Source organism: Bradyrhizobium sp. USDA 4369, assembly GCF_054056435.1.
Genome location: NZ_JBSRYH010000002.1, coordinates 48,178 through 69,745, shown reverse-complemented (window position 1 = coordinate 69,745; position 21,568 = coordinate 48,178). Strand labels below are relative to the sequence as shown.

The 21,568-nt window shown below is 61.7% G+C and carries 24 protein-coding genes and 1 pseudogene; 13 read left to right on the top strand and 12 right to left on the bottom strand.

Annotated elements, in window-relative coordinates; translation table 11 throughout:
• Nucleotides 1-2 precede the first annotated feature (2 nt).
• The 4 genes from ACVIJ6_RS38325 (at nt 3) to ACVIJ6_RS38310 (ending at nt 3,227) form a co-directional block, all read left to right on the top strand.
• Nucleotides 3-1,358 carry a multicopper oxidase family protein gene (locus ACVIJ6_RS38325; protein WP_028132989.1) on the top strand — a complete coding sequence of 452 codons (1,356 nt, stop codon included), beginning with the start codon at nt 3-5 and terminating at the stop codon, nt 1,356-1,358.
• Between the two features lie 47 nt (nt 1,359-1,405).
• The gene (locus ACVIJ6_RS38320) at nt 1,406-1,885 is read left to right on the top strand and encodes a cupredoxin domain-containing protein (protein ID WP_028132988.1); all 480 of its coding nucleotides are present in this window, start codon (nt 1,406-1,408) and stop codon (nt 1,883-1,885) included.
• Nucleotides 1,886-1,918: 33 nt separating this feature from the next.
• On the top strand, nt 1,919-2,224 hold the full coding sequence (locus ACVIJ6_RS38315) for a copper-binding protein (RefSeq protein ID WP_028132987.1): 306 nt from the start codon (nt 1,919-1,921) through the stop codon (nt 2,222-2,224).
• A gap of 493 nt (nt 2,225-2,717) precedes the next feature.
• Entirely contained in the window at nt 2,718-3,227 is a 510-nt protein-coding gene (locus ACVIJ6_RS38310) for an RNA polymerase sigma factor (RefSeq protein WP_245269293.1), read from the top strand.
• 267 nt (nt 3,228-3,494) lie between these two features.
• On the opposite strand, the gene ACVIJ6_RS38305 is transcribed toward ACVIJ6_RS38310, so the two are convergent.
• The 4 genes from ACVIJ6_RS38305 to ACVIJ6_RS38290 form a co-directional block, all read right to left on the bottom strand.
• On the bottom strand, nt 3,495-4,697 hold the full coding sequence (locus ACVIJ6_RS38305; protein ID WP_456777199.1) for an acyltransferase family protein: 1,203 nt from the start codon (nt 4,695-4,697) through the stop codon (nt 3,495-3,497).
• Between the two features lie 151 nt (nt 4,698-4,848).
• Nucleotides 4,849-5,136, bottom strand: coding sequence for a helix-turn-helix domain-containing protein (locus ACVIJ6_RS38300; RefSeq protein WP_250173578.1), 288 nt, complete (start codon nt 5,134-5,136; stop codon nt 4,849-4,851).
• 71 nt (nt 5,137-5,207) lie between these two features.
• Nucleotides 5,208-5,540 carry a cyclic nucleotide-binding domain-containing protein gene (locus ACVIJ6_RS38295; RefSeq protein WP_250173579.1) on the bottom strand — a complete coding sequence of 111 codons (333 nt, stop codon included), beginning with the start codon at nt 5,538-5,540 and terminating at the stop codon, nt 5,208-5,210.
• A 216-nt stretch (nt 5,541-5,756) separates the two neighbouring features.
• Nucleotides 5,757-6,008 carry a hypothetical protein gene (locus ACVIJ6_RS38290; protein WP_080672070.1) on the bottom strand — a complete coding sequence of 84 codons (252 nt, stop codon included), beginning with the start codon at nt 6,006-6,008 and terminating at the stop codon, nt 5,757-5,759.
• A gap of 258 nt (nt 6,009-6,266) precedes the next feature.
• On the opposite strand from ACVIJ6_RS38290, the gene ACVIJ6_RS38285 reads away from it, so the two are divergent.
• The 5 genes from ACVIJ6_RS38285 to ACVIJ6_RS38265 all read left to right on the top strand — a co-directional run bounded on the left by ACVIJ6_RS38285 (nt 6,267) and on the right by ACVIJ6_RS38265 (nt 11,212).
• The gene (locus ACVIJ6_RS38285) at nt 6,267-6,548 is read left to right on the top strand and encodes a DUF2933 domain-containing protein (protein ID WP_409880751.1); all 282 of its coding nucleotides are present in this window, start codon (nt 6,267-6,269) and stop codon (nt 6,546-6,548) included.
• Nucleotides 6,545-7,225: a methyltransferase family protein gene (locus ACVIJ6_RS38280; protein WP_028132982.1), complete on the top strand. Its 681-nt coding sequence runs from the start codon at nt 6,545-6,547 to the stop codon at nt 7,223-7,225. The genes ACVIJ6_RS38285 and ACVIJ6_RS38280 overlap by 4 nt, the downstream gene beginning before the upstream one ends.
• Complete coding sequence (locus ACVIJ6_RS38275) at nt 7,225-7,500, top strand: hypothetical protein (protein WP_028132981.1); 276 nt, start codon at nt 7,225-7,227, stop codon at nt 7,498-7,500. Before ACVIJ6_RS38280 ends, ACVIJ6_RS38275 begins: the two co-directional genes overlap by 1 nt.
• Before the next feature lie 313 nt (nt 7,501-7,813).
• A complete protein-coding gene (locus tag ACVIJ6_RS38270; RefSeq protein WP_028132980.1) occupies nt 7,814-9,703 on the top strand; it encodes a cytochrome c/FTR1 family iron permease in 1,890 nt (629 codons plus the stop codon).
• 1,374 nt (nt 9,704-11,077) lie between these two features.
• Nucleotides 11,078-11,212, top strand: a complete 135-nt coding sequence (locus ACVIJ6_RS38265; protein ID WP_283805916.1) for a hypothetical protein — start codon at nt 11,078-11,080, stop codon at nt 11,210-11,212.
• 187 nt (nt 11,213-11,399) lie between these two features.
• Here the strand turns inward: ACVIJ6_RS38265 and qatD are convergent, their stop codons facing one another.
• The 5 genes and pseudogenes from qatD to ACVIJ6_RS38240 all read right to left on the bottom strand — a co-directional run.
• Nucleotides 11,400-12,146 (bottom strand): Qat anti-phage system TatD family nuclease QatD, encoded by a 747-nt coding sequence (gene qatD / locus ACVIJ6_RS38260; protein WP_028132979.1) that lies wholly within the window; start codon nt 12,144-12,146, stop codon nt 11,400-11,402.
• Nucleotides 12,143-13,417 carry a Qat anti-phage system QueC-like protein QatC gene (qatC, locus tag ACVIJ6_RS38255; RefSeq protein ID WP_028132978.1) on the bottom strand — a complete coding sequence of 425 codons (1,275 nt, stop codon included), beginning with the start codon at nt 13,415-13,417 and terminating at the stop codon, nt 12,143-12,145. Before qatC ends, qatD begins: the two co-directional genes overlap by 4 nt.
• Nucleotides 13,414-14,283: a Qat anti-phage system associated protein QatB gene (gene qatB / locus ACVIJ6_RS38250; protein WP_028132977.1), complete on the bottom strand. Its 870-nt coding sequence runs from the start codon at nt 14,281-14,283 to the stop codon at nt 13,414-13,416. Before qatB ends, qatC begins: the two co-directional genes overlap by 4 nt.
• On the bottom strand, nt 14,264-15,727 hold the full coding sequence (locus tag ACVIJ6_RS38245) for a P-loop NTPase fold protein (RefSeq protein WP_456777198.1): 1,464 nt from the start codon (nt 15,725-15,727) through the stop codon (nt 14,264-14,266). Before ACVIJ6_RS38245 ends, qatB begins: the two co-directional genes overlap by 20 nt.
• A gap of 88 nt (nt 15,728-15,815) precedes the next feature.
• A pseudogene (locus ACVIJ6_RS38240) lies at nt 15,816-16,043 on the bottom strand (P-loop NTPase fold protein); the annotation flags it as partial.
• Here ACVIJ6_RS38240 and ACVIJ6_RS38235 point away from each other — a divergent pair.
• Entirely contained in the window at nt 15,937-16,167 is a 231-nt protein-coding gene (locus ACVIJ6_RS38235; RefSeq protein ID WP_456777197.1) for a hypothetical protein, read from the top strand. The pseudogene ACVIJ6_RS38240 and the gene ACVIJ6_RS38235 sit on opposite strands and share 107 nt — an antisense overlap.
• Nucleotides 16,168-16,547: 380 nt before the next feature.
• On the opposite strand, the gene ACVIJ6_RS38230 is transcribed toward ACVIJ6_RS38235, so the two are convergent.
• Both ACVIJ6_RS38230 and ACVIJ6_RS38225 read right to left on the bottom strand, forming a co-directional pair.
• On the bottom strand, nt 16,548-17,018 hold the full coding sequence (locus tag ACVIJ6_RS38230; RefSeq protein ID WP_028132975.1) for a HEPN domain-containing protein: 471 nt from the start codon (nt 17,016-17,018) through the stop codon (nt 16,548-16,550).
• Complete coding sequence (locus tag ACVIJ6_RS38225; protein ID WP_049819828.1) at nt 17,008-17,349, bottom strand: nucleotidyltransferase domain-containing protein; 342 nt, start codon at nt 17,347-17,349, stop codon at nt 17,008-17,010. The genes ACVIJ6_RS38230 and ACVIJ6_RS38225 overlap by 11 nt, the downstream gene beginning before the upstream one ends.
• A gap of 468 nt (nt 17,350-17,817) precedes the next feature.
• Here ACVIJ6_RS38225 and ACVIJ6_RS38220 point away from each other — a divergent pair, with 468 nt between their 5' ends.
• From ACVIJ6_RS38220 to ACVIJ6_RS38210, 3 genes are all read left to right on the top strand, one after another.
• Nucleotides 17,818-18,996, top strand: coding sequence for a hypothetical protein (locus ACVIJ6_RS38220; RefSeq protein WP_250173581.1), 1,179 nt, complete (start codon nt 17,818-17,820; stop codon nt 18,994-18,996).
• A 448-nt stretch (nt 18,997-19,444) separates the two neighbouring features.
• The gene (locus ACVIJ6_RS38215) at nt 19,445-19,969 is read left to right on the top strand and encodes a helix-turn-helix domain-containing protein (RefSeq protein ID WP_250173582.1); all 525 of its coding nucleotides are present in this window, start codon (nt 19,445-19,447) and stop codon (nt 19,967-19,969) included.
• A gap of 150 nt (nt 19,970-20,119) precedes the next feature.
• Entirely contained in the window at nt 20,120-20,350 is a 231-nt protein-coding gene (locus ACVIJ6_RS38210) for an antitoxin VbhA family protein (protein ID WP_250173583.1), read from the top strand.
• A 96-nt stretch (nt 20,351-20,446) separates the two neighbouring features.
• Here ACVIJ6_RS38210 and ACVIJ6_RS38205 read toward each other — a convergent pair whose 3' ends face one another.
• Nucleotides 20,447-21,460, bottom strand: a complete 1,014-nt coding sequence (locus ACVIJ6_RS38205) for a PIN domain-containing protein (protein ID WP_409880749.1) — start codon at nt 21,458-21,460, stop codon at nt 20,447-20,449.
• Between the last annotated feature and the right edge of the window lie 108 nt (nt 21,461-21,568).

Genomic DNA, 21,568 nt, shown 5'->3' with positions numbered 1-21,568 from the left:
GCATGATATCGAGACGAAACTTTCTCGGCACCGCAACGGCGCTTGCGAGCGCGAGCATGGTCTCCGGACGCGTGCAGGCGGCGAGCATTCCCGAGGCGCCCACGACAGACAAGGTGACGAGCCAACCGCCACTGTATCCGACGAGCGGACGAGAGTACCGACCCGTCGTGACCCTCAATGGCTGGTCGCTGCCTTGGCGGATGAACGGGGATTGGAAGGAGTTCCACCTGGTCGCCGAGCCTGTCGTTCGTGAATTCGCACCCGGCATGAAGGCTCACCTCTGGGGCTACAACGGCCAGACGCCGGGGCCGACGATCGAGGCCGTCGAAGGCGACAAGGTCCGCATCTTCGTCACGAACAAGCTGCCGGAATACACGACCGTGCATTGGCACGGCATGATCCTGCCGTGCGGCATGGACGGCGTCGGCGGTCTGACACAGCCCCACATCAATCCGGGCAAGACGTTCGTCTACGAGTTCGAGCTCAAGCACAGCGGCACCTTCATGTACCACCCGCACGCGGACGAAATGGTCCAGATGGCGATGGGCATGATGGGAATGTTCGTGGTCCACCCCAAGGACCCACGCTTCCGGCCGGTCGACCGCGACTTCGTCTTCGTCATGAGCAGCTACGACATGGACCCGGGGACCTACGTGCCGAAGGTCACCGAGATGACGAATTTCAACATGTGGTCGTGGAATGCGCGCGTCTTTCCCGGAATCGATCCCTTGCCCGTGAGGCTCGGCGATCGCGTGCGCGTTCGGATCGGCAATCTCACGATGACCAACCATCCGATCCACCTTCACGGGCACAGCTTTTCGGTAAGCGGCACGGACGGGGGCTGGGTTTCGGAGAACGCGCAGTGGCCCGAGACCACGATTGATGTCCCGGTGGGATCGATCCGGGCTTTCGAAGTTCTGGCCGACAACCCCGGCGACTGGGCGTTCCACTGTCACAAGTCGCATCACACGATGAATGCGATGGGGCACGATCTCAGAACTCTCATCGGCGTCTCGAAGAAAGATATCGCGAAAGCGGTGAAGAGGCTCGCCCCGGATTCGATGGCGATGGGGTCGACCGGCATGGCCATGGGCGAAATGGAGATGCCGCTTCCCGACAACACGCTGCCCATGATGACGGGGTCCGGACAGTTCGGCCCGATCGAAATGGGCGGCATGTTCACGGTCGTAAAGATCCGTGAAGGCATGGCGCGCGACGACTACAGCGATCCGGGTCCGTACAAGTTTCCTCAAGGAACGGTTGCCTACGAAATCGAGACGCCGGCTACGGCGCCATCGCGGCAAGACGGCCGACCGGACGGCGGCCATCGGATGCCGATGAAGGGAATGAAGGGATGAGACGCCTGAAGACACCGAGCATGAAACCCCAGCAAGGAAGACAAGCGATGAAGAACTACACCAATGTGATCGCCGCAGTCGCGATGACGATGTCCCTTTCGACCGCAACGTTGGCCGGCCCCGGTCATCACGATGGGCATCAACACGATGAACAATCGTATTCCGCAGGCGAACCTGGCGACCCCAAAAAGCCGGCCCGTATCGTGCCGATCACGATGGGCGAGCCCGGCGGCAAGATGGCTTTCGTGCCGAACAGGGTCGAGGTGAAGAAGGGCGAACAAGTGAAGTTCATGCTGCGGAACAGCGGAGAACTCGACCACGAATTCGTACTCGCGACCCCCGCGGAGAATCTCAAGCACGCCGAAGCGATGAGGAAAAATCCGGACATGGAGCATGACGACCCGAACGCGAAGCGGCTCGCGCCGAAGCTGGTCTGGAAATTCAGCAAGGACGGCGAGTTCGAATTCGCCTGTCTCATTCCGGGTCACCGCGAGGGCAACATGATCGGAAAGATCGTCGTGAAGTAAGTCGGCCATAGCAAGAAGAAGAGGAAGAGTAGGATGTTGAAGTTATCCGTGAGATCCGCACTGTTTGCCGTCGCCATCGCGGTCGCTCCCGTCGCCGCGTTCGCGCAAGCGAACCTCGTCACCGGAGAAGTGAAAAAGGTCGACGAGGGCGCCGGCAAGATCACCCTGAAGCATGGCCCGATAAAGAGCCTGAATATGGACGACGAGGAGATGACCATGGTCTTCCGGGTCTCCGATCCGTCGATGCTCAAGCAGGTCAAGGCCGGCGATAAGGTCCAGTTCGAGGTCGAACGACAGACCGGTGGCATCACGATCACCAAGCTTCAGAAGGCGAAATGACCGCGGCCGTCGGGGCGGATCGGTGAATCGGCCCCGACGGCAACCGCGGTGTGATCAGGCCTGGAGATATCGGCCGGGGACCTGCAACGAAGTTCTCCCCGATGGTGTGGACCATGGGACTGCATGAATTCAGAATTGGGACGGAACGCTCCGAAGGCGAACTTGTACCACGCGTGCCAACGACGCTTGACTGTTGGGCGGCCGAAATCGGTCTCGGCCAGACCGAGGAGTTATCATCCGCGGGACATCTCGCGTCGCGAGGCCTGGCTTCCGTCGTCTTCGACCTTTCGGCTGCAGCCGCCGTGATCGGGATTCCGCTCGCGCTATCTCTTGCGCAAGAGGCGTCTCGTCCATGCGGCGATCACAACGCGGTCGCAGGTGTCGCACCCGGGCGATCGAGATGAAATCGGCGCGCGATAACTTATTGGTCGCTGCGAACCCGCATGGGGTACGGACGCCGGCAACCGCGCGCACTGCGGTTCGGACGGCGATCGTGGACAGCTACGATCGTCTGCGGAATTATCTTCAGAGGCGCTTCAACTCGGTCGCGGATGCGGAGGAGGTGCTGCAGGTGTTCGTCTTGAAGGCGCTCGAGCGGTCCGCCGACGTCAGAGATGCGGAGTCGGTGCGCGGTTGGCTCAGCAAGGTCTTGGCGACAACCATCGCCGATTTTCACCGGCAGACATCGCGACACAAGATCAGAGAGACACCACTCTCCACCGAACTAAGCGATCGACTTGCGGCAGTTACCGAAGTCGAACTGGCGTGCGAATGCCTCTACGCGCACTTGCTATCGCTGAAGTCGGAACATGCCGAGGTCATCCGACGAGTGGATCTTGGCGGCGAGTCGAGGGAGGCGGTGGCGGCCGATCTCGGAATAACGGTGAACAATCTTACGGTGCGCCTTTATCGTGCTCGTCAGGCGTTGAAGGAGCGCCTCGAAAGCAGATGCGTGATCTGCCGTGAAGAAAGCTTTTGGGCGTGTCGCTGCGACCGGCCATAGGTCCCGTGCTGAATCCCGCTCCGCGCCGACCGCAGGACCGCGCTTCGCGCTTTACGTCCATTGCGCGGCGTCCATCGGGAGTTGCTTGCAGGTCGCCCGCGGTGACACGCGGCAGCCCATCACGCTCCTGTCGGAGAGAACGGTGGCATGAGTGCTTCCAAAGGTCTATCGCAAGTGCGGAGCCGTGGTTGACCCGATTCAGGGCCTCCAGCCGCGTTTGCGCCGACGTGAGCCATCCCGCGACGACTGCATGCGTAGAAGTGAAGGTTACAGCACCCGCTGCGCGCCGGGGAGAGCTCGCAAGACTGCCGTCGTGGCCAGGCTGAGCAAAACGGCCAGCACGAACGTGATGAGCGCTTTGGCAATTGCGTCAAGGTCCACGTCGAACAGACCGTACTGAATCCAGAGCACGATCGGGTAGTGCACCAGGAACATGCCATATGCATATGGTCGGATCGAATCCAGCAGAGGCAAGGCGGATCGGTTCAGTCTGAGAAAGTGACCGAGTAAGGCGAACATGATCGCTGCGCTAAAGACGACAAACAGAAAGCCGTAGCTCACCTCATACCAGGCGGGCAGCCACACGGGATTGCCGAGGTGCTCCCGCTTCACGTAAATCAGGACCCACAGCAGGCAATATGTAACGATGGCGGCGAGCGCCCAACTCAAGCGAGATCTCTGGAGCTGCCCATTCGTGCCGAGCAGGCCGCGGTCCAAATTGGCCGCGCCGACGGCGGCACCGAGGAAGAAGTAGCTCGGATAGAGCAAGACGCGACTCGCCTGTACGGAAAGCGGGCCGAACTCAAACCAATGACCGGCGCCGAAGTAGACGCGCAACGGGATATAGGCCGCTCCAGTGATGACCACCAGGATTGCAAAGAACTCATGCGGCCGATCGTAACTGCGTACCGATAGCAGGTTCACCGGGTCCAACAAACGGGGCGCCACTCGGCTGAGGGCGCACGCCACGACATCGCACGCCAATAGCACCCAGAGGAACCAGACCGGTCCGCTTGGCCACGGCCCAACAGTGATCGTTTTTAACCAGAATTCGCCAAAGCTGATATCCGGAGTCTGCCGCAGTTCGAGAGCATAGTAGGCGAGGGGAATGATGGTGAAGACGGCGATTACGAAGGGTAGCCCGAGCCTGACCAAGCGTTGAGACAGAAACTCCGGAGCTGCCTTGTGAGCCAGGCCCGGCCACACGAACAGCCCCGAAAGGAAGAAGAACATAGCCATGAAGAAACTGTCGTTGGCCAGCACGATCGTATCGAAGCCGATCCACTTCTCAGCGTCGGTCCCTCCAAAGTAGGTGTAGGGAATGACGGCGTGATGCAGGAGCACCAGTAGCATCAATAACGCACGGACGCGATCGATCGCAGCGTTGTGCACTGTGACCTGCCGAATGGCACGATTGTTCTCGGGTTCGGCGTGCGACCGCAGGGCTCGGAGAAGCAGGGCGATATCCATCGTGAGGGACGGGCGACGATGACGTGCGTCGACCGGAAACAAATGAGCGCGATAGATAGACGCCGTGCGAGGAAATTTCTTACAGCATTCGACTTCCGTGCGGCCAGTTACTCCGCGGTCGTTGTGCGGATGAGCCGCAGCGCGGCCGAATTCAGGAAACGAGCTTCCTGAGAGCCTTGTCGTTCAGGACTTGGATCCGGCGTCGGCTCAGCGACTTGATCAGGCCTGCGCTTTCCAATTGTCTCATCGTTCGTGAGACCGTCTCGATCGTGAGACCCAGGTGCTCGGCGACGTCCTTGCGTGGCATCGGCAGCGTGATGAATTTCTGTGTCTCGCTGCGGGCCGTCATTCGAACGAGAAACCAGGCGATGCGTTCTTCAGCCGTCTTGTTGAGCAGAAGGGTCTGATCCTGAAGACGGACGAGTTCGTCGTCCTTCACCTGAAGGAGCTGGTGCGTGACGTCCTTTCGACGGCCAGTCAATTTGGCGATCGTGTGTACATTGATGACCCTTATTTGCGTATCGCCGATCGCGTAGCGGACAGCGAGTGCGCGCTTCCCATCTCAAGGCCGAAATAATCACCTGGCAGGTAGAAGTCTCGAATTTGCCGTCGGCCGCCGTTGGATATCCACACGGTCCTGACGGCGCCGGTCAGCACGCGATAAAGGTAGAGAGCGGGCTGGCCCTGGCCGAATATCTCGGCCCCCCGCTTGTACTGAACGATCTTCCCCATATGCGCGATCGGTTCGTCGCCGGCCGATTTTCTGCTCTTCGAGGAGGAGGGGAGAGAGCAGTCGTCGAAGCAGTGGACGGAACACCGCTCGTCGGCAATCAGGGCTGGCATGAACGTTCTCGCTGAAGAGAGTTTACGGGACGTGCAGGGTCGCGGCGACGAGAGGCGGATCCCGCCAAACTGAGCCTTCATCGCCACATCGAATAGCCACGACTTCGACGGAGCAGGGGACGCCAGCCTACCGGCGGCCCGCTGCTCGGAAGAATCTACAAGGCGAGCTCCTTCCGGGCAGGCAATTGGATGCGGTAGTGAAGCCGAGTTGTCGCGCTAGTTCTTCTTTGGTCCGATGTGATGCGGCGTCGGAGAGTTCGGGCCACCCGTATAGTGGTGGCTTCCTCCATCGGAAGCGGCCTTCGGGCCCGTGTCCTCTTTGGCCCCCATGTGATGCGGAACCTCGGTCTTGGGTCCACCGGAGTAGTGGTGGCCGTTCTTTTCGTCCGAGGTCGTTGTTTGTGCGACCGCGGGCAGCGTGGCGAAGCCAAGGGCGATGGTGGCGGCGAGTAGTTGACGACGGATCATGAGTCCTTCTCCCGTGTACTTTCAAGTGAAGTGAGATGAAGCTCTTAGACCGCAGATCTCGCGTGAGAATCTTGATTCACATCAAGAAAGAGGATCGATTGTTTGCCTTCGCGCGACGCAAATTTTATCGTGTCCTCAAGCCTTCCGGCGCGGTGAGGCCCTCAGGAAAACGCGTACGGATATGTCGCGACAACGCCCACCGGCGAGACCACGACGTGAAGTTGATGTGGGTCAAGAAGCACAGAACACATCTGACGTATGTTCTCAGATCGTCAGGGGAACAGGCAGATGCTTTCGAGAGACTACGCCGGACATGAACAGCGCGCGCGAGAAGGGATGTCGGTCAAGGCGCGAGCCGGCATAGTGCTGTTCGGATTCCTGATCGTCGCCGGAGCCCTTCTGTTCACCGAGCACCGGGCTCACGTGCTCGGCGTGTTGATCTGGCTGCCACTTCTTGCTTGCCCGTTGATGCATTTTTTCATGCATGGCGGTCATCACCACGATCGACACGGCGCCAATGATGGACCGAGGTCGTCATGAGCGAAGCGACGCCCGCCTACGGCCTATGGAGCCTGGTCATCGTCAACTCGGCGATCTTCATCCTGTTCGCATACACCTTCTTCAAACCACAGACGCCGCAGGACTGGAGTTCGTTCGGCGCCTTCAGCGCGTTCTTGATCGCGCTGTTCGTGGAGATGTACGGCTTTCCGCTTACCATATACTTCCTGTCGGGATGGCTGCAGTCTCGCTTCCCCGACGTGGATTGGTTCTCGCACGACGCCGGCCATCTTCTCGAGATGATGTTCGGCTGGAAAGCCCACCCGCATGCAGGACCATTCCATATCCTGAGTTTTCTCCTGATCGGCGCCGGCTTCCTGCTGATCTCCTCTGCCTGGAAAGTGCTCTACGAAGCGCAGCGGGTCCGTGGCATGGCCACGACCGGCCCCTATGGCTTCGTAAGACACCCGCAATACGTCGGGTTCATTCTTGTGATGCTCGGCTTTCTCGTCCAGTGGCCCACCATTCTCACGCTTGCGATGTTTCCGGTGCTGGCCGCCATGTACGTGAAACTGGCCCGCAGCGAGGAGCGTGCGGTTAGGGCGCAGTTCGGGGAAGGCTACGACAAGTACGCGGCCGAGGTGCCCGGATTCATCCCGCGTATAGGTCGTGTCATCGGGCGGAACTCTTCTGACGGCTACCGACACGGGGGAGTTTGATGGACGCACTGAAGGAAGGGCGCATTCTTGCGCTCGAATGCATCATACGCAGCCAGCTCGTCGATCGCGCGTTGGAAAACAGCAGTCCCGTGACTTGGCTCCACAGGGTCCGGGATTCCATGCGGGGGCCACTTCAAGCCGCGCAAAGCGACCGTATCCCCTCGAACCAAGCGGTAGCGGAAGGAGGCAAGGCGCTGGACGAACTCTTCCGGCAGGCCGAGATAGAGGTAAACGCAAGCCTCGAGAGAACTCCCCGCGAATTTCCCTGCGATTGAAACCCTCCGGCAGAGAGGGGTGACCAGATCCAACGCCGGAACCTGTCGCGGGCGGGGCATAGCGGGGTTTTAAGCGATCGGCGTTCGCGGTCACCTCGGGGCGACGCCGTACAGGTGGGCGACGACACCACCGACACCACCATGATGATGCTCGCCCTTCGTTGCCGCAGCGGCGCGCGGAGGACGCGTCGGGGCTTCTCAACAAAAGGTGATCTGCAAGCAGATTAGAGCAACTCCAATTGAGCGGCCGGTACCCGGACGGTACCAACTTATCCCCATTGATTCATTAGGCATCGTTGTGAAAGCCGGACCGTTGCGTTTCGCATTCTTCGCCGTGGTCGCTTTCGTGCTCTTGGGTGCGGCCAGGGCCGAAACCGGCGACGTCGAGACGACCTGGCGTCTGCTCGACTACATCGCGGTCGACTATGCAGGCGCGGTGGCGCACGGACAGGTGTCCAGCCCTTCGGAATATGCGGAGCAGAAAGAGTTTGCCGCTACAGTTGCCGAAAAGCTGCAGGCGCTCCCGCCGAAGCCCGAGAAGGAGACGCTCCTCGGCGAAGCCGATAGACTGAAGCGCGCGATCGCCGAAAAGGCCGAGCCCGAACAGGTTGCCGAGATCGCGCACCGCTTGGCGGCCGCGCTCCTTGCGGCCTATCCCGTGCCGCTTGCGCCGGCAAAAGCTCCTGATCTCGCGCGCGCTGCGACGCTGTACGTCCAGAACTGTGCAGCCTGCCACGGAGAGGCCGGCGACGGTCACGGCCCGGAGGCCGCCAAGCTGGATACCCCTCCCGTCGACTTCACGGATGCCGACCGTGCCCGTCAGCGCAGCGTGTTCGGACTCTATCAGGTCATTACGCAAGGGCTGGACGGAACGGCGATGGCGAGCTTCGAAGGACTGCCGGTCGATGAGCGCTGGGCGCTGGCGTTCTACGTCGGCCAGTTTGCCTTTCCGGACGCCCCCGCGGTGGAAGGCGAACGCCTCTGGAAGAGGGATGCGTCACTTCATCGGCTTCTTCCTGACCTGAAGACGCTGATCGGAACGATGCCCGCGGCGCTCGCCGCCAAGATCGGGCAGGACAAAGCCGACGCCCTCATCGCGTACCTGCGCCGCCATCCGGCGGCCGTCGCGCAGCAGGATGGGGCGCTATCGCTTGTCCGGACACGCTTGACGGAGAGCGTCGAGGCTGTCCGGGCGGGGGATCGCAAACGCGCTGGCGAGCTCGCATTATCCGCCTATCTGGACGGCTTCGAGCCGATCGAGCCGGCGCTGACCGCAAGCGACCGCACGCTGATGGAGCGGATCGAAGGACTGATGGGGGAGTATCGCGCGGCCGTGCAGAGTGAGACCGCAGACCTGCTCTCGGATCGCGTTCGGGTTCTGGACGGTCTCCTCGACGACGCGCAGGCGGCGTTGTCTCCGGATGCGACGAGCTCGTTGTCGACCTTCCTCGGGGCCGCGACGATCCTGCTGCGCGAGGGTCTCGAAGCGCTCCTCATCGTGGTCGCCATGATCGCCTTTCTCCGCAAAGCCGAACGGATGGAAGTCATGCCGTACGTGCACGCGGGCTGGATCGGCGCGCTCGTCGCAGGCTTCCTCACCTGGGTCGTCGCGACCTGGGTGATCGGGATCAGCGGCGCGAGCCGCGAATTGACCGAAGGGTTCGGGTCGATCTTCGCGGCGGTGGTGCTGCTGTCGGTCGGCATCTGGATGCACGGCAAGGCGCAGGCGGATCAGTGGCAGCGGTATATCCGCGAAAGGATGTCGAAGGCGCTGTCCGGCGGCTCGGCCTGGTTTCTGTTAGTCCTCGCGTTCGTCGTCGTCTATCGGGAGGTGTTCGAGACCATCCTGTTCTACGCCGCGCTCTGGCATCAGGGGAACGGCGGTGCGATCCTCGCTGGCGCGCTCAGCGCCTGCATCGCGCTGATGGTCATCGCATGGGCGATGCTGCGCTACAGCAGGCGGCTCCCGATCAGCAAGTTCTTCACCTACAGCTCCTGGCTCATGGCGGTTCTCACGGTCGTGCTCGCCGGCAAGGGTGTATCCGCGCTGCAGGAGGCCGGCATCATCGGCATCGCGCCGCTGCGCGCAGTACCCCGTCTGTCGATGGTAGGTCTTTTTCCCACCGCGCAGACCGTTGCGGCCCAGATCGCGATGATAGCCGCCCTAGCTGCCGGCTTCGCACTCAACCGCCGCAGGACCTAGGTTGGCTCGAAAATGGGAGCCGGGGAGGCGGATGCCGCTCTGCCGGTGCACCCGTCTGCCACAGCGGACTTCTAGCGATTTGTGGCCGGAGATACCCGAGGCACTGCCCGATGCCCCTGTCGTCGGCGGAAACGGGGGTCCTAGGGTCGGCGGCCATGGGATGGGCCTCTCGGGTTACCGCCTGACCTATTGGCCTGCTCACGACCGGAAACCGCGACGCGTCTTTGAAGAGCTCCTGGGGAACGCAAGACGTCCAGCGTCTTCGTCGATATGCCGAACCGCTGGTAGGAGACCGCGAGATCGCCCTTGAATACGCGCCCGCCGCGCAGCGCCGCGTACAGCTTGCGCTCCACGCGGGACTCGAGATCCGCCCTGGCGGTCAGGACCGGCAGAGTTCCTAATAAAGAAAAGTAGCTTTCTTTTATTTAGTGCTAGAAGCTAGTTAAGATTGCTTTATTAGGGCCTTAGCGATGGCCTTAAAGTAGCAGATCCGCCGCTACTCCCCGGACTAATTAGAGAACTCCGAGGATAGGATTCAGAAAACTGGATCCGATCGAAATTAGGTATTTTAATACCTCCTCCAAACGGCGCTGACTCCGGATGCGACGAGCTCGTTGTAGACCTTCCTCGGGGCAGCCGCGACGATCCTGCTGCGCGAGAGCCGGGGGGCGGATGCCGCCCTGCCGGTCCACCCGTCTGCCCCAGCGGGCTTATAGCGATTTGTGGCTGGAGATACCGAGGCGCTGCCCGATGCCCCTGTCGTCGGCGGAAACGGGGGTCCCAGGGGCGGCAGCCATGGGATGGGCCTCTCGGGTCACCCCCCTAACCTATTGGCCTGCTCACGACCGGACATCCGCGACGCGTCTTTGAAGAGCCCATGGGGAACGCAAGACGGCTTAGCTTCACATAGCTCCGGAAGGGCCGACCGGATGTCAAATCCAGCCGACGCGAGTGTTGCGTCCGTCGGCGTTGCGTCGAGTCGCGGTCTTGCCGCCGCTTGCCAATTGTAAAGGCCTTATCCGGCAGTCCCGAGGCTTGGTCGGCTCGCTGCCCCTGCGGCGAGTGACACGTCCAAGCGACTCGCCGACCCCACGCTGTCAACGCATCTTTAGATGCCTACGACGATCTTTTGCGCCATTTTCATCCGCGTTTGAAATCTCCAACTAGGGGGAGGGACGGCCGTGTCCCCAGTAGCATGCAGACGTACGACAAACGGCAGGCCTTCAAGAAAGAGCTCTCGCAATGTTAGCAATAGTCGTTTGCGTATGGCATCCCGCAACCGATGAACTTCTGTTCGAGGGCGCGAGCGCCAGCTTGAGCATCCAAGCGGTCCGCAAAGTCGTTGGCCCAAGCTTCCCGGAGGATCCGGAACCGATGACCGCCTATCCGGTGACCGAGCGGCAGGGGCGCTCGCTGCTGCGCATGATGCGGAAGAAATTCAGCGGCGAAGGCGACTTTCAGGTTTCCCGCGAACCTCTCACCGCCGCCGTTTCCAACGGACGCCATTAGCCGCTGGACGGCGGCGGGTCGTTGTTGGGACGGGGGTCGTCGATCGGGAAAGATGTCTGGGCGCTCAACGGACAGCCGACTTCGGCGCCTTCCAGACCTCTTGATCGCGAATTTGACAGTTCTCGTTGACCTTCGCGGCGCTTCGATCGCCGGGTGAACCCAGCCCTCGTTCATTCGGGCAATCCCGTCACCGTGATCGTTGTGAATCCTGAGTGGTCAGTCGTTTCAGGTTCGCCAGCAGTTGGGCCCGTACCTCTTCCTCCCCGACGCCCCAGAGGCCGGCCAGCGTTGTCTCGGCGGCGGCGGCGTCCCACGGGAAGAGAGGGCGGCCGTCGATCTGGGCAAATGGCCCGTCCGATTCCGTAAGTATGCGTTCGCGAGGCATCAGCGTGGTCATCGCGCGTCCTCTCTCGCCGGCGAGCATCGCGGGCCCCACGCTGAACCAGCATCCCTGATCGATCGCGCGTTGAAGCTCGCGTCGCGATCCGGAGAACCAGTGAAGGACGGCCACGCCGGCGTCGGCCTCGGAAGCTAGGGCGTCGAGAACGGGCGTGGCCGCGCGCCGGCTGTGGATCGTCATAACGCGGCCGCCGGCGACGTGACACATGCGCAGGATCTCGGCGAACACGCTGAGCTGGATGTCCCACGTTGTCTTGAGCTCGGGTCCGCCGTCCAGTCCGATCTCTCCGACGTACCGCGATCGCGGGAGCAGTTCCTCGAAGAGCCCGAGCTCGCCCCGGCGTTCCTGCGCGATCTGAGGATGCAGCCCGATCGCCGTACGGATGCGCGCTGCGTCCTTCGCCAGTGCCGCCGTTCCCGACCAGGCCGAGGGCGTCGTCGTCACCGACAGGACGAACAGGCTGCGCTCGATGCACTCGTTCGTTGTCGCGACCGGATCGGGATAGAGGTCGAGATGGGCGTGCAGGTCGATCACTTGACACCGTATTTTGCATGCAAGGCGCCGAGTTCGCCAAGCCCCCGGCGTAGCATATCCTTCAGCACGTCGCGCTCCTCGATACCCGGCCACGAAAGGGCTCCGCCAAGCCAGTCGTCGAACCCCGCGCCCTTCGCGGCTGCCAGCGCCATGCCGACCGAGCGGACGTCGTCGAAGCCAGCGTGATCCGGATCGTCGCGACCAAGATGTTCATAGACGTAGTCGGTCGGATCCTCTTCGCCCCACGCAAGGAAAGCCGCTCTGCGGACCTGACATGGGACGCACCGCCCGCAATGGTGATAGTTGTAGCGCTGAAAGCGGCCGCAACTCGTCGAGCTCGACGCCAACGCGCGCAGCAGGTCCTGGTCCGCGCACTCCTTCAGCATCTCGCCCTTCGTCTTCTCGGCATACGGAGTGCGGATACTCACGCCCAGTTTCGCGGCGTCGAGAACGTCCTGAAACCTCGCGAGGAAGTAGGGATGTACCGTACGGGTGCTCAAACTGCCGATGCGGCTTCCCGTCAGCGGCGGGTTGATGGCGATGAAGCCGTTTTCGCAGACGTAGAGTGGCAAGCTGCCGCCGGGACGGTATGGCTTGAGCGCAGTTGCGACGAGGACGCCGAAGGCAAGAAAGATGATCGAGCGCGCCCTTTGAGAAGTATCTTCGGTGCCCGGGACGGCCGCGTTGTCGTTCAACTGAAAATGCCGCAAACCACCGCCGATCGACGAAGCGAACCCAAGCTGCTTTTCGGCATCGCCCCGGACAGTCTTGCTGATCGCGACGGGTCGCTCGCCGGACGCTGCAAGGTCGATGGCGCCGCTTAGACTGTCGAGCCCGCCCGACAGGAGTACGACGCAGCCTTCGGGCGGCCGAAATACCTCGGCTGGCGGCTGCGGTGCCGCGCCGCCGGCGATGAAGCGGAATTGCCATCGGTCGGTCGTGAGAAACGACAGCGCGTCGGCGAGGAGGTCCGCCGTCCCGTTCCAGAACGCCGGTTCGGCGACCGCGACTTCCATCTCGAACTCGCGTGTCCAGCCATCCGGACTTAGGCTTCGTCGCCCCGCCGCATCGGCCGCCATGACGGACATCGCGATGGATAGCAGATCCCAGGCCCTGCGGTTCGGGGCCAGACGCGCCCTGCGAATCTCGTTGCGCACGGCGGCACCGGCGCTGCCGCGATCATCGGCCCCCGCCTGGCCGTAGAGAACGACCCTGAGCGTGTCTCTTTCCTTGAGCCGACGGACCTCGGCCGGTGCGCAAAGCAATTTCACTCTTCGTACCCCTCGAAGACCTCGAACGTCTCGCGCAGCGCGGCCTGGACGACGCGCGCGACGCGTCCGGCCGTGAGCGTGCGTCCCTGTTCCTTGAGCTTGCGGAAGGAGGCGGCCACAGTCTCGGCGATGTATGACCGCATTTGTTTCAGTCGAGCCAGCGCGACGGTCGCGGTTGGCGCCCTCTCGAGCAACGTCTTGCCGACATCCAGCTCGAAGCGTCGCGCCACGTCGATCGCCGTGAACTTCTCGATGACGAACTCGCGTTCGGGGGCGGACAGGTCGAGGAGGTCGGCGTCCGGGTATTGGGTCAGCAATTCGGACATCGCGTCGTGGATCGACGCGCGTTCGGCTTCCGCGTCCTGCGTCCCGTCGATGGGTCTGACCGCTTCGATGATCGCGCTCGCGATCTCCTCGGTGGAGCGCCCGGCGAGCGCAGCCGCATCGACGGGAGCGTCCGCATTGCCCTGCGCGGTGGAATAGAGGGCGTGGCCGAGCGATCCCGCCGTCTGGGCAGTGCCGCCGAACCGCTGCGTTGCGAAATTCGACCCTCCGTAGCCGTTCCGGACGTAATGTCCGAGTCCGCGCCTGAGGTCGCGGCCGTCTCCGGATCGTGCGAAGTTGCCCAGGCTCGTTCGGACGCCGCCGAACCGTCGTTCGGGTGCCAGCGGCGCCGGCTGCAGAACTGGCGGCGGCGCTGCGGGAGGCGCGGGCGGGACGCCATCGGTCGGAGGAATGCCCGGCGGGACGTCCGGAGCTCCGGGCGGGGGCGCGGGAGGTACGGGATCCTGCGGTGCAGCCGGCGTCCAAGGAGGAACCAAGGGCACGCCAGGACCGGGGCCGTCACTAGACTGCGACGTTCCCATGCTCTCTCGTCTTTCTAATCGCCGTCTTCACCGGGCGCGAAACGTCAGGCGATGAATTCCAAGCATCGAGCACGCTTCCCGACCACGGGCGGTCGCCGATCTTCGGAATGATGTTCGGTTGGATCTGCTGCGGAGGGCGGTCCGCGAGAAACGCGGCGAGCCGCGCTCCCTGCGGCGGGTCGGCATCGGCGAGAACGATGCAGGCGTTGAGGATCGGCGGGACGCCCCAATCCTGTTCCTTTCTGGCGCGCTCGAGCAAGCGGTCCATCATCACGGTGATCTCGATGCGCGAGACCCGGGTCAACCTGTCCTTGAGCTGGTGGGCCATGTCGGGATGCTCGAGCAGCGCGGAGAGCAACTCGGCCGCCTCCGAGGACAGGCGGTCTTCGGGCGTGATCAGCGGCGCCTGCTCGCGGCCGACGTAGAGCGCGCCGCGCAGGTCGTGGTCGTGAAGTGGCGGCGATAGCGCCAGCCATTCCTTCACGAAGGGAGCGTTCCACGGAGCCTTCAGATCGAGATCGCGGCCGGCCGTCGCGGCGTCTTCCCATTCCTGAAGGAACGCGGGCTTTCCCTCGCCCGAGGCGCTGACGTGCTTGACCAGTTCCGCATAGGCCGCGGTGTCGCCGATTCGCTCGAACAGCAACAGCTTGGCGAGCACCGCCTCGTCGACGCCGACGCCCTGCGCTTTCGAGATCGTCATGCGGATCGAGAGCGCGTTCAGGAAGCGCTTGATCAGCCGCGGATTTCCCAGAATTCCCGACGCTGTCGTCATGAGCGAGGCGAGCCTTTCGGCCGTGTCGAACTGGCCGACGAGATGCTCGGGCAGCTTCACGCCGAGCGACTGGACGAAGGCCCGATCGACCTTCTTTCCCTGCCACGTCCGCTTAAGCTGATCGATCATGGCGGCACGGATCTTCTCCTTGTCGTCGTCGGACAACTCGCTGTTGTCCACGAACAGCAGCATCATGTAGGCGCGGACCTCCTGGGTGCCGAGCTGCGGCACCCGGATGGGGACCTGGATGAGTTTGTCGAAGTAGTTGGTGACCAGAAGGTCGTCGCTGACGCCGACGAAGTGCTTCCGCACGGCGTGCTTGATCATGTCGTTGTCGGCAGCGATCACAAAGGCGGTGTTCTTGAGGAAGAGAAACAGGCGGATCGCTTCCAGCGTCGAGATCGTGGTTTCCGGCAGGCACCGGTCGAGATCGTCGATCAACACGACCAACGTGATCCCGAGCTCGTCGAGCGTCTGCTCGAACGCGTCGCGCAACGCCTGGATCTCCTTCGGCGGGGACGTTTCCTCCTTCGGCTTCAGCAGTTCGCCGGCTTCCTTCGCCGCGTCCGTCACGGCCTTCTTGGTGGCGTCGCCGGTTTCCTTCCCAACGCCCTCGGCCCAGACCTTCCTGCCGAGCTCGAATATCTCGCCGAAGGCCCCGACCGGAGGCACCCCGAGGTAGATCGAGGACGGCCGAGGTCGCGGCGAGCTTCGCCGCCCGGAGCCATTTCACCCGCTTGGCGAGAGCTGCGACCTTGTCAAGGGCCGTCTGTCGGCTGTCCGCTTCCTTCGCAAGCTTGTCGGCGATCACGTCCATCAACGCGGCGCGCGCATCGTCGTACCCCTGATAGAGCCAGGCGTTGAACTCGACGAAGACGTACTTGTCGGACGCCTTCTTCCCGCTCTCGTTCTCCCTGGCGGCGATGGCGGAGCGGGTCAGCTTGATCATCGAGGACTTACCGATGCCCCAGGCGCCCGACACGCCGATCGAGATCGGGCGGCCCTTGGCCTGGACGATGATCTCGGCCACGGTCTCGGCGACGCCGGAGAAGTTCAGGAAGTCCCGTTCGGTCTCGTTGTCGGGCCACATCGGCAATCTCGCGTGTGCTTAAAGGGGTGAAATCGAATAATCGGCGCTGCGAGCAACGGCAGCGTTGTTAGGTATCGTTTTCGGAATCGGTAAATGCAACCGAGACCTTTTACTTACGTCCTATAGTTGTTGTGTTTCAAGTTTCCATCGCCGCGGTCCTCTCTCCGGAAGAGGCCGGCAGAACGCCGCGAAGAAGCAGGAGGAGGGCGCGGCGGCCAACGTCAGGATCATCATCAGCTTGAAGTCGTCGAAGTAGCCGATGATCGCGGCCTGATTCCGGATGACGCCGTCGACATCTCGCCATTTCGGCCGTCCGGCGAGTGCTATTCCTATACGGAGCTGCGGCTCCGACGTCTTGACTACCGACCGGATGCGCGAAGAAGACGCCCGCGAGGGAAGAATCTATTTGATGCCGTGCGGCGGAATCGGCGTCCGAGGCGGATCGGCACGGTGAGCCGGTGCGTTCCTCGCATCGAGGTCGACACCAAAATGCTCTGCGGTCTTCTGGAGTATAAGTCCGATCTGATTCAACGTTGGTTCGAGCCTAGAATGCGGTGGTTCATCGACCATCGTGCCCTTAGTTCGCGGGTACCGATAGGCCGTCGCGTAGGCTTCTAGCCAAGAGAGCTCGATGACATCGGATCGCAACGCGTTGTCTTCAGGAAGCGCGCGGGCCATCGTATCTAGTTGGTGCTGCTGACTCCGCGGATAGTGGATGTTTTCGGATATGGCGATGGCTGAGATGATATGTTCCAGCGCTTGTTCCGCATGGTAGGCCGCATTGCGGTTCGAGCCTTCCAACAACAGCTTAAAGGCGTCCAGGTTGGCCTTCGCCAGGCGCAGGCTGGTGGCTATCACAAGCTCAGTCGACAAGGCGCACACCTTCCCGAGAAAGATCGTACCCGATCGTATTCGGTATCCCCCAGATCGCCTCTAAGTCGCGAACTTTCGTTGCGAGCAGCGTCACCGGTAGGCAGGTGCTGCGCGCGATCCGCCAAGTCTCTACAGGGTCGGTCAGTTCGTCCGGCGCGTTGTCCGGCAGGACGACGAGAAGATCCCAGTCGCTATCGGGACGGGAGTCCCCTCTCGCTCGACTTCCGAACAACCATATTTCGGCGGGTTTAAATGTCGCACGAACCGCGCTCACCAGGGGGGCAAGCTGAATTGGCGTTAGTCTGACTGGACGGTCGAGCGGCCGCTTCATGGTCTGACAACGATTTTAAGGACAACCACCAAAGCAACTATGCCTCGGTCAGGCGAGAGTCAACGCCGGCTCGCTTGCGTTAAAAATTGATGAAAACGCGCCCGCTAGGGTTGTGTTTGCTCCCCACCTCGCTAATCTTCGTTGGTTCCGGCATTACATTTGCTTTGCCGAGGAGGTTATCCGAAGGCGGATCATCGTCCATGCCGATGGCTGTTTTTGGGATAGAACCTTTTGATTTTGGATTTCGGGGACGCGGTGGGCGCATTTTGAGACGGGGTATTGAGGAGCCGATCGGCCGGACTGGGCAGGGATTGTTCGATCCTCGCTCCGATATTCGGGTCTACTCCGGACGGCTGGGCATATAGCACCGGGCCTTCGAATCCGAGGAGGATGGCCGCAGCGGCCATCGGTAACGGCGACCAATACCGACGCGCAAGATATCCCACCCAAAACAGCGTGAGGGGCGCCATGCGTGCGAGAGCGGGTCGTTTTCTGGTCATCGGCATATTGTCGTTTGCGGGCTCCCCGGCATTCGGGCAAGCCGTCGACCCCAACATCCAGGTTCGCATCGAAACTGCGCTTCCTCAACCCGTAATCAAGCCTCATCTGCCGGAGACGGAGCGGATTACGGTTCAGCGGACGGAGACTTTCACGACGATGGTCGAACGTCCGTACACGTGCGGCGAGCTCAGAAGTCCTTCGCCGGAGCTCAAGGCGAAGCTGGCGCGCGATAAGCAGTCGATGTTCCTGGATAGCAACGTCTCCTGCGAACACCTCCAGGCCTTGGTCGGACCGAAGAAGGAGAAGGTCGTCCGGCACAGGGTCGTAAGCGAGACCATCGAGAAGCAGAAGCCGCGACAGACGAGTGTTTCGTTTGCTTTGCAGTCCCAGCCGGGATTCGACACCAATGCACTGAAGAGCAATCCGGGGAAGAGCGATCGGGTACTGAACACGTCGGCCGGCGTTACGGCGATCATTCCGGTCGCCACGCTCGACTCGATTATTCTCTCGTCGCAAGCGTTGGATCAACGCTATGCGACGCTGGCGTCCAAGAACTCGGAGGTCTTGGCCAACTCCGCAACCTATTCGCATGTACTGAGCGCGGTGCGAGGGTCGGACAAGCTCGTTTCGAACGGTACCACCGTCAGCGATCTGCTCAACCTCGGCATCTCATCAAGCACCGTTTTCGGTTCGGGCTTTCGGCCGTACCAGATCGAACTTGCGACCGCATCGGCGGTGCTGGGACGGACGAACATAGATCTCGGAGGAGGGGCCACTTGTGGGCCGAAAGGCAGAGAGGTCTTCTGCACGTCCCAGGGTGTCGCCGGAGAGCTTAACTACACGACGTCGGATGTGGCGAGCCAGCGCAATGTCGCCGTGAAGGCGCAGACCAATGTCACTTGGCAGACCTCGATTCAGGGACTGTCCGTCACCGCGTCTGGCTACGTTCAGGGCAAGCATTTCACGGAAGTGCTAGGAGGACGGCAGGACGTCATATTGCTGGCGAGCGGTCGGGCCGACTGGACGTCGGGGCCTTTCACCATGAGCTTCATCTTGCAGGGGCTTCAGTCGTTTTCGACCCTTCGGACTGCGCAGTACAACAGCTTCGCATTTTATCCTCAGGCAAACCTCCACTACTCGTTCTGAGGTCGGCGGCACAATCGAGCCAAGGGGGCTTTTGGCCGGGCCGTGCAGCGCGACCTGTGGTCCGGAAGCCTCGTGCATTTGGATAATTAACAGCGTCGGCCTTATTCTTGGAACAAATCAAGAACATCGCTGCCGACCTCGAAGCCGACTCCCTCCTTGCCGGGTTGGCGGATAGGATGATTGAAATTACCCAGTCAATGGCGTATACAAATGAAGTGGAAGCCCGAGGAGATATCGTTCGATTTCCGGTATGAACTCACGTCCGGCCAAGTGGTTACCGTCCGCATTCAAACCCCGGCAGGGCCCGTATTCGCGATGGCAGAGGTCGAGGAGCGTGGGCGGACGCTGGTTCTGAATGGATTTCATATGCATTCCGACGCCGGCCGATCGGCCGTCGGCCGAGAAAATCTGCACATGCTCGCGCAGCACGTGATGGAGGTGATGGAATATGACGAACTCGTCGTTCAAGGAGCGGCTCGGACGTCTGGGGCCCGTCCAGGTCGTACCCCAGGTCAGCTCCGGTTCACCCGTCGTGATGTCCCTTCGCCCGGCAGCAAGCCGTAAACCGAACACGATTTTAGCGAGCGAATCGTTGGCTCGCCGCGGCCTCACGTTACTTCGCGCCAAACGGGCGGTCGAAGAGATGCTTCAGAGCGGTCGTATTGTGGTCGAGTTGCCAAGCGTCGAAAGCCGCCAACAGTTGGTAGCGGAGCTCGCGGACGCAGGTGTCATCGCGCGCTCGACCGATCGCAATCCCGACATCAGGCAACTGCGCGAGGGTCTCAAGCTGACGCAGGAACAGTTCGCGATGCGCTTCGGCATGGATGTGGACACCTTGCAGAACTGGGAGCGCAAACGACGCAAACCTGACAAGGCAGTCTTGGCTTACCTTCGCGTCATCGAACGCTTTCCCGATGTCGCGACCGAGGCCCAAGAAGATTCGGAAATGTCGATAAAGCAGGGCTCCCGCTAAGTCCGGCGACGTCGTCACCTGACATCTTGGACCACGGAAGCCAGACTCGGTCGTCCACGCAGTCATCAGCCACGCGGCGCCAGGAGTTCCTGCATGTGTGGCTGAACGGCACCTACAAGCTGAAACAGTAACCATCGGACGGAGGCGCGGGTGAGACTGAGAAAGGCGGCGAGACGGGTGATCAAGCGTGGCCCGTCCGCCGAGCCTGCCGAGTACGCAGCGCGGTCGAACGCAGCACGACTTGCAACGGCAAACAACGCGATTGAAGGCTTGCATGCCTCGCGGGAAACCGAGGCAATCTTGGATAGCTGGGCGCGGGGAGAAATCGACGACGACGAGTTGATGGAAGTTACGCTGAGAAAGTATGGACCGGGTGTCTGATCCTTATGTCCTGCCCAACGGCTGTCCTTCGCGAACGCCGTCCGCCGGAAGGATCAGCATAGTTTCCCCAGTGGATGAGGACCGGTAGTAAATGACTTACGAAACGCTCGGTTGGTCGAATTTCTGATCGTCGCGGGTTTCGGAGAAATAGTGGGCACTCCCCCATGAGTGGCCGATACGCTGCGACCATGACTTAACCTCGATCGCCGAGACGGCGTTTCTGTTCGGATCGAAGTCACAATCTCCCTTCAGGGTGAGAAGCGCCTTCTCATCCTCTCCGAAAGGGCCGGTGGAGCCCACCCGATCCAATTCGAAGTACAGCTCGAATGAAACCGCGACGAGTGCTTCCTTGGGGGTCGCATACCCCTTGATCTGGGCGGCCAAGGCGCGCCCCAATTCGAACGGTCCTTTTTCACTTGCAATGGCGCGAGCGTCCGAAGACACCGACTCGATGATAGACGTCGCGATCGCTCGCTCGTCGATCGACACGACCGTGTTCCCCAAAGCACTGAGGAGTTCCTGAACCGTCGGATGCAGGAATAGCTGGACGTCTCGCCTCTCGACCTCAGCCCGCAAGGCCTTCGCCAGACCGTTCGCATACTTCCGGCCATCGTAGAAGGCGTGGTCCGCGCTGACGAGATGCAGCATTCGCGTTTCGGCCAGCGACAGCCCAGCCTCCCAGATGCAGCAATCGCGGAACTGCTCGTTGTTCTCACCGCAAGGAGCGGTCTTTGAGATGATCCGAGAAAGAGCCGCACTGGCCTGCTCGAAGGTGAAGGCGATCCGTTCTATCGATCCGGAAAGTTGTTGCCAGCGCGCCGACATTCCGTCGGAGATCGCCTTGGGTGTCGGTCCGCTGACGTTCATCTCGCGGCCCGACAAATGAGTGAGAAGCGTTATGTCTCGGCGAATGTTGTGAACCGCGCGCCGCGCGAGATCGGGCATTACCTGGTTCACCTCGCGCTCGACGATTTCCGGCAGTGCCAATGTCGCCTTGGCCCCGGCGAGCGCATACAACAGCGCGCTGCCCAGCGCGGACTTCAACATCCGCTCCTCGATCCACACGTTTGCGTCGAGCAGCACCGTGAAGGTTGGCGGTTTCCTCTCCATGTACGATCCCTGCAATGTCGACGCTCAGTCTAGTCGTTCGAGCCCGGCATCGCACCTGACGAATCCACACCTCTCAACCGCGAATTTGACGGTTTTCGTTGACCTTCG

Excerpts from the sequence above, each read along its gene's own strand:
- ACVIJ6_RS38325 (WP_028132989.1), top strand. The coding sequence starts at position 3 with ATGATATCGAGACGAAACTTTCTCGGCACCGCAACGGCGCTTGCGAGC.
- ACVIJ6_RS38320 (WP_028132988.1), top strand. The coding sequence starts at position 1,406 with ATGAAGAACTACACCAATGTGATCGCCGCAGTCGCGATGACGATGTCC.
- ACVIJ6_RS38315 (WP_028132987.1), top strand. The coding sequence starts at position 1,919 with ATGTTGAAGTTATCCGTGAGATCCGCACTGTTTGCCGTCGCCATCGCG.
- ACVIJ6_RS38305 (WP_456777199.1), bottom strand. The coding sequence starts at position 4,697 with ATGGATATCGCCCTGCTTCTCCGAGCCCTGCGGTCGCACGCCGAACCC.
- ACVIJ6_RS38295 (WP_250173579.1), bottom strand. The coding sequence starts at position 5,540 with ATGCCAGCCCTGATTGCCGACGAGCGGTGTTCCGTCCACTGCTTCGAC.
- ACVIJ6_RS38290 (WP_080672070.1), bottom strand. The coding sequence starts at position 6,008 with ATGATCCGTCGTCAACTACTCGCCGCCACCATCGCCCTTGGCTTCGCC.
- ACVIJ6_RS38285 (WP_409880751.1), top strand. The coding sequence starts at position 6,267 with ATGTTCTCAGATCGTCAGGGGAACAGGCAGATGCTTTCGAGAGACTAC.
- ACVIJ6_RS38280 (WP_028132982.1), top strand. The coding sequence starts at position 6,545 with ATGAGCGAAGCGACGCCCGCCTACGGCCTATGGAGCCTGGTCATCGTC.
- ACVIJ6_RS38275 (WP_028132981.1), top strand. The coding sequence starts at position 7,225 with ATGGACGCACTGAAGGAAGGGCGCATTCTTGCGCTCGAATGCATCATA.
- ACVIJ6_RS38265 (WP_283805916.1), top strand. The coding sequence starts at position 11,078 with ATGACCGCCTATCCGGTGACCGAGCGGCAGGGGCGCTCGCTGCTGCGC.
- qatB (WP_028132977.1), bottom strand. The coding sequence starts at position 14,283 with ATGGGAACGTCGCAGTCTAGTGACGGCCCCGGTCCTGGCGTGCCCTTG.
- ACVIJ6_RS38225 (WP_049819828.1), bottom strand. The coding sequence starts at position 17,349 with ATGAAGCGGCCGCTCGACCGTCCAGTCAGACTAACGCCAATTCAGCTT.
- ACVIJ6_RS38220 (WP_250173581.1), top strand. The coding sequence starts at position 17,818 with ATGCGTGCGAGAGCGGGTCGTTTTCTGGTCATCGGCATATTGTCGTTT.
- ACVIJ6_RS38215 (WP_250173582.1), top strand. The coding sequence starts at position 19,445 with ATGACGAACTCGTCGTTCAAGGAGCGGCTCGGACGTCTGGGGCCCGTC.
- ACVIJ6_RS38205 (WP_409880749.1), bottom strand. The coding sequence starts at position 21,460 with ATGGAGAGGAAACCGCCAACCTTCACGGTGCTGCTCGACGCAAACGTG.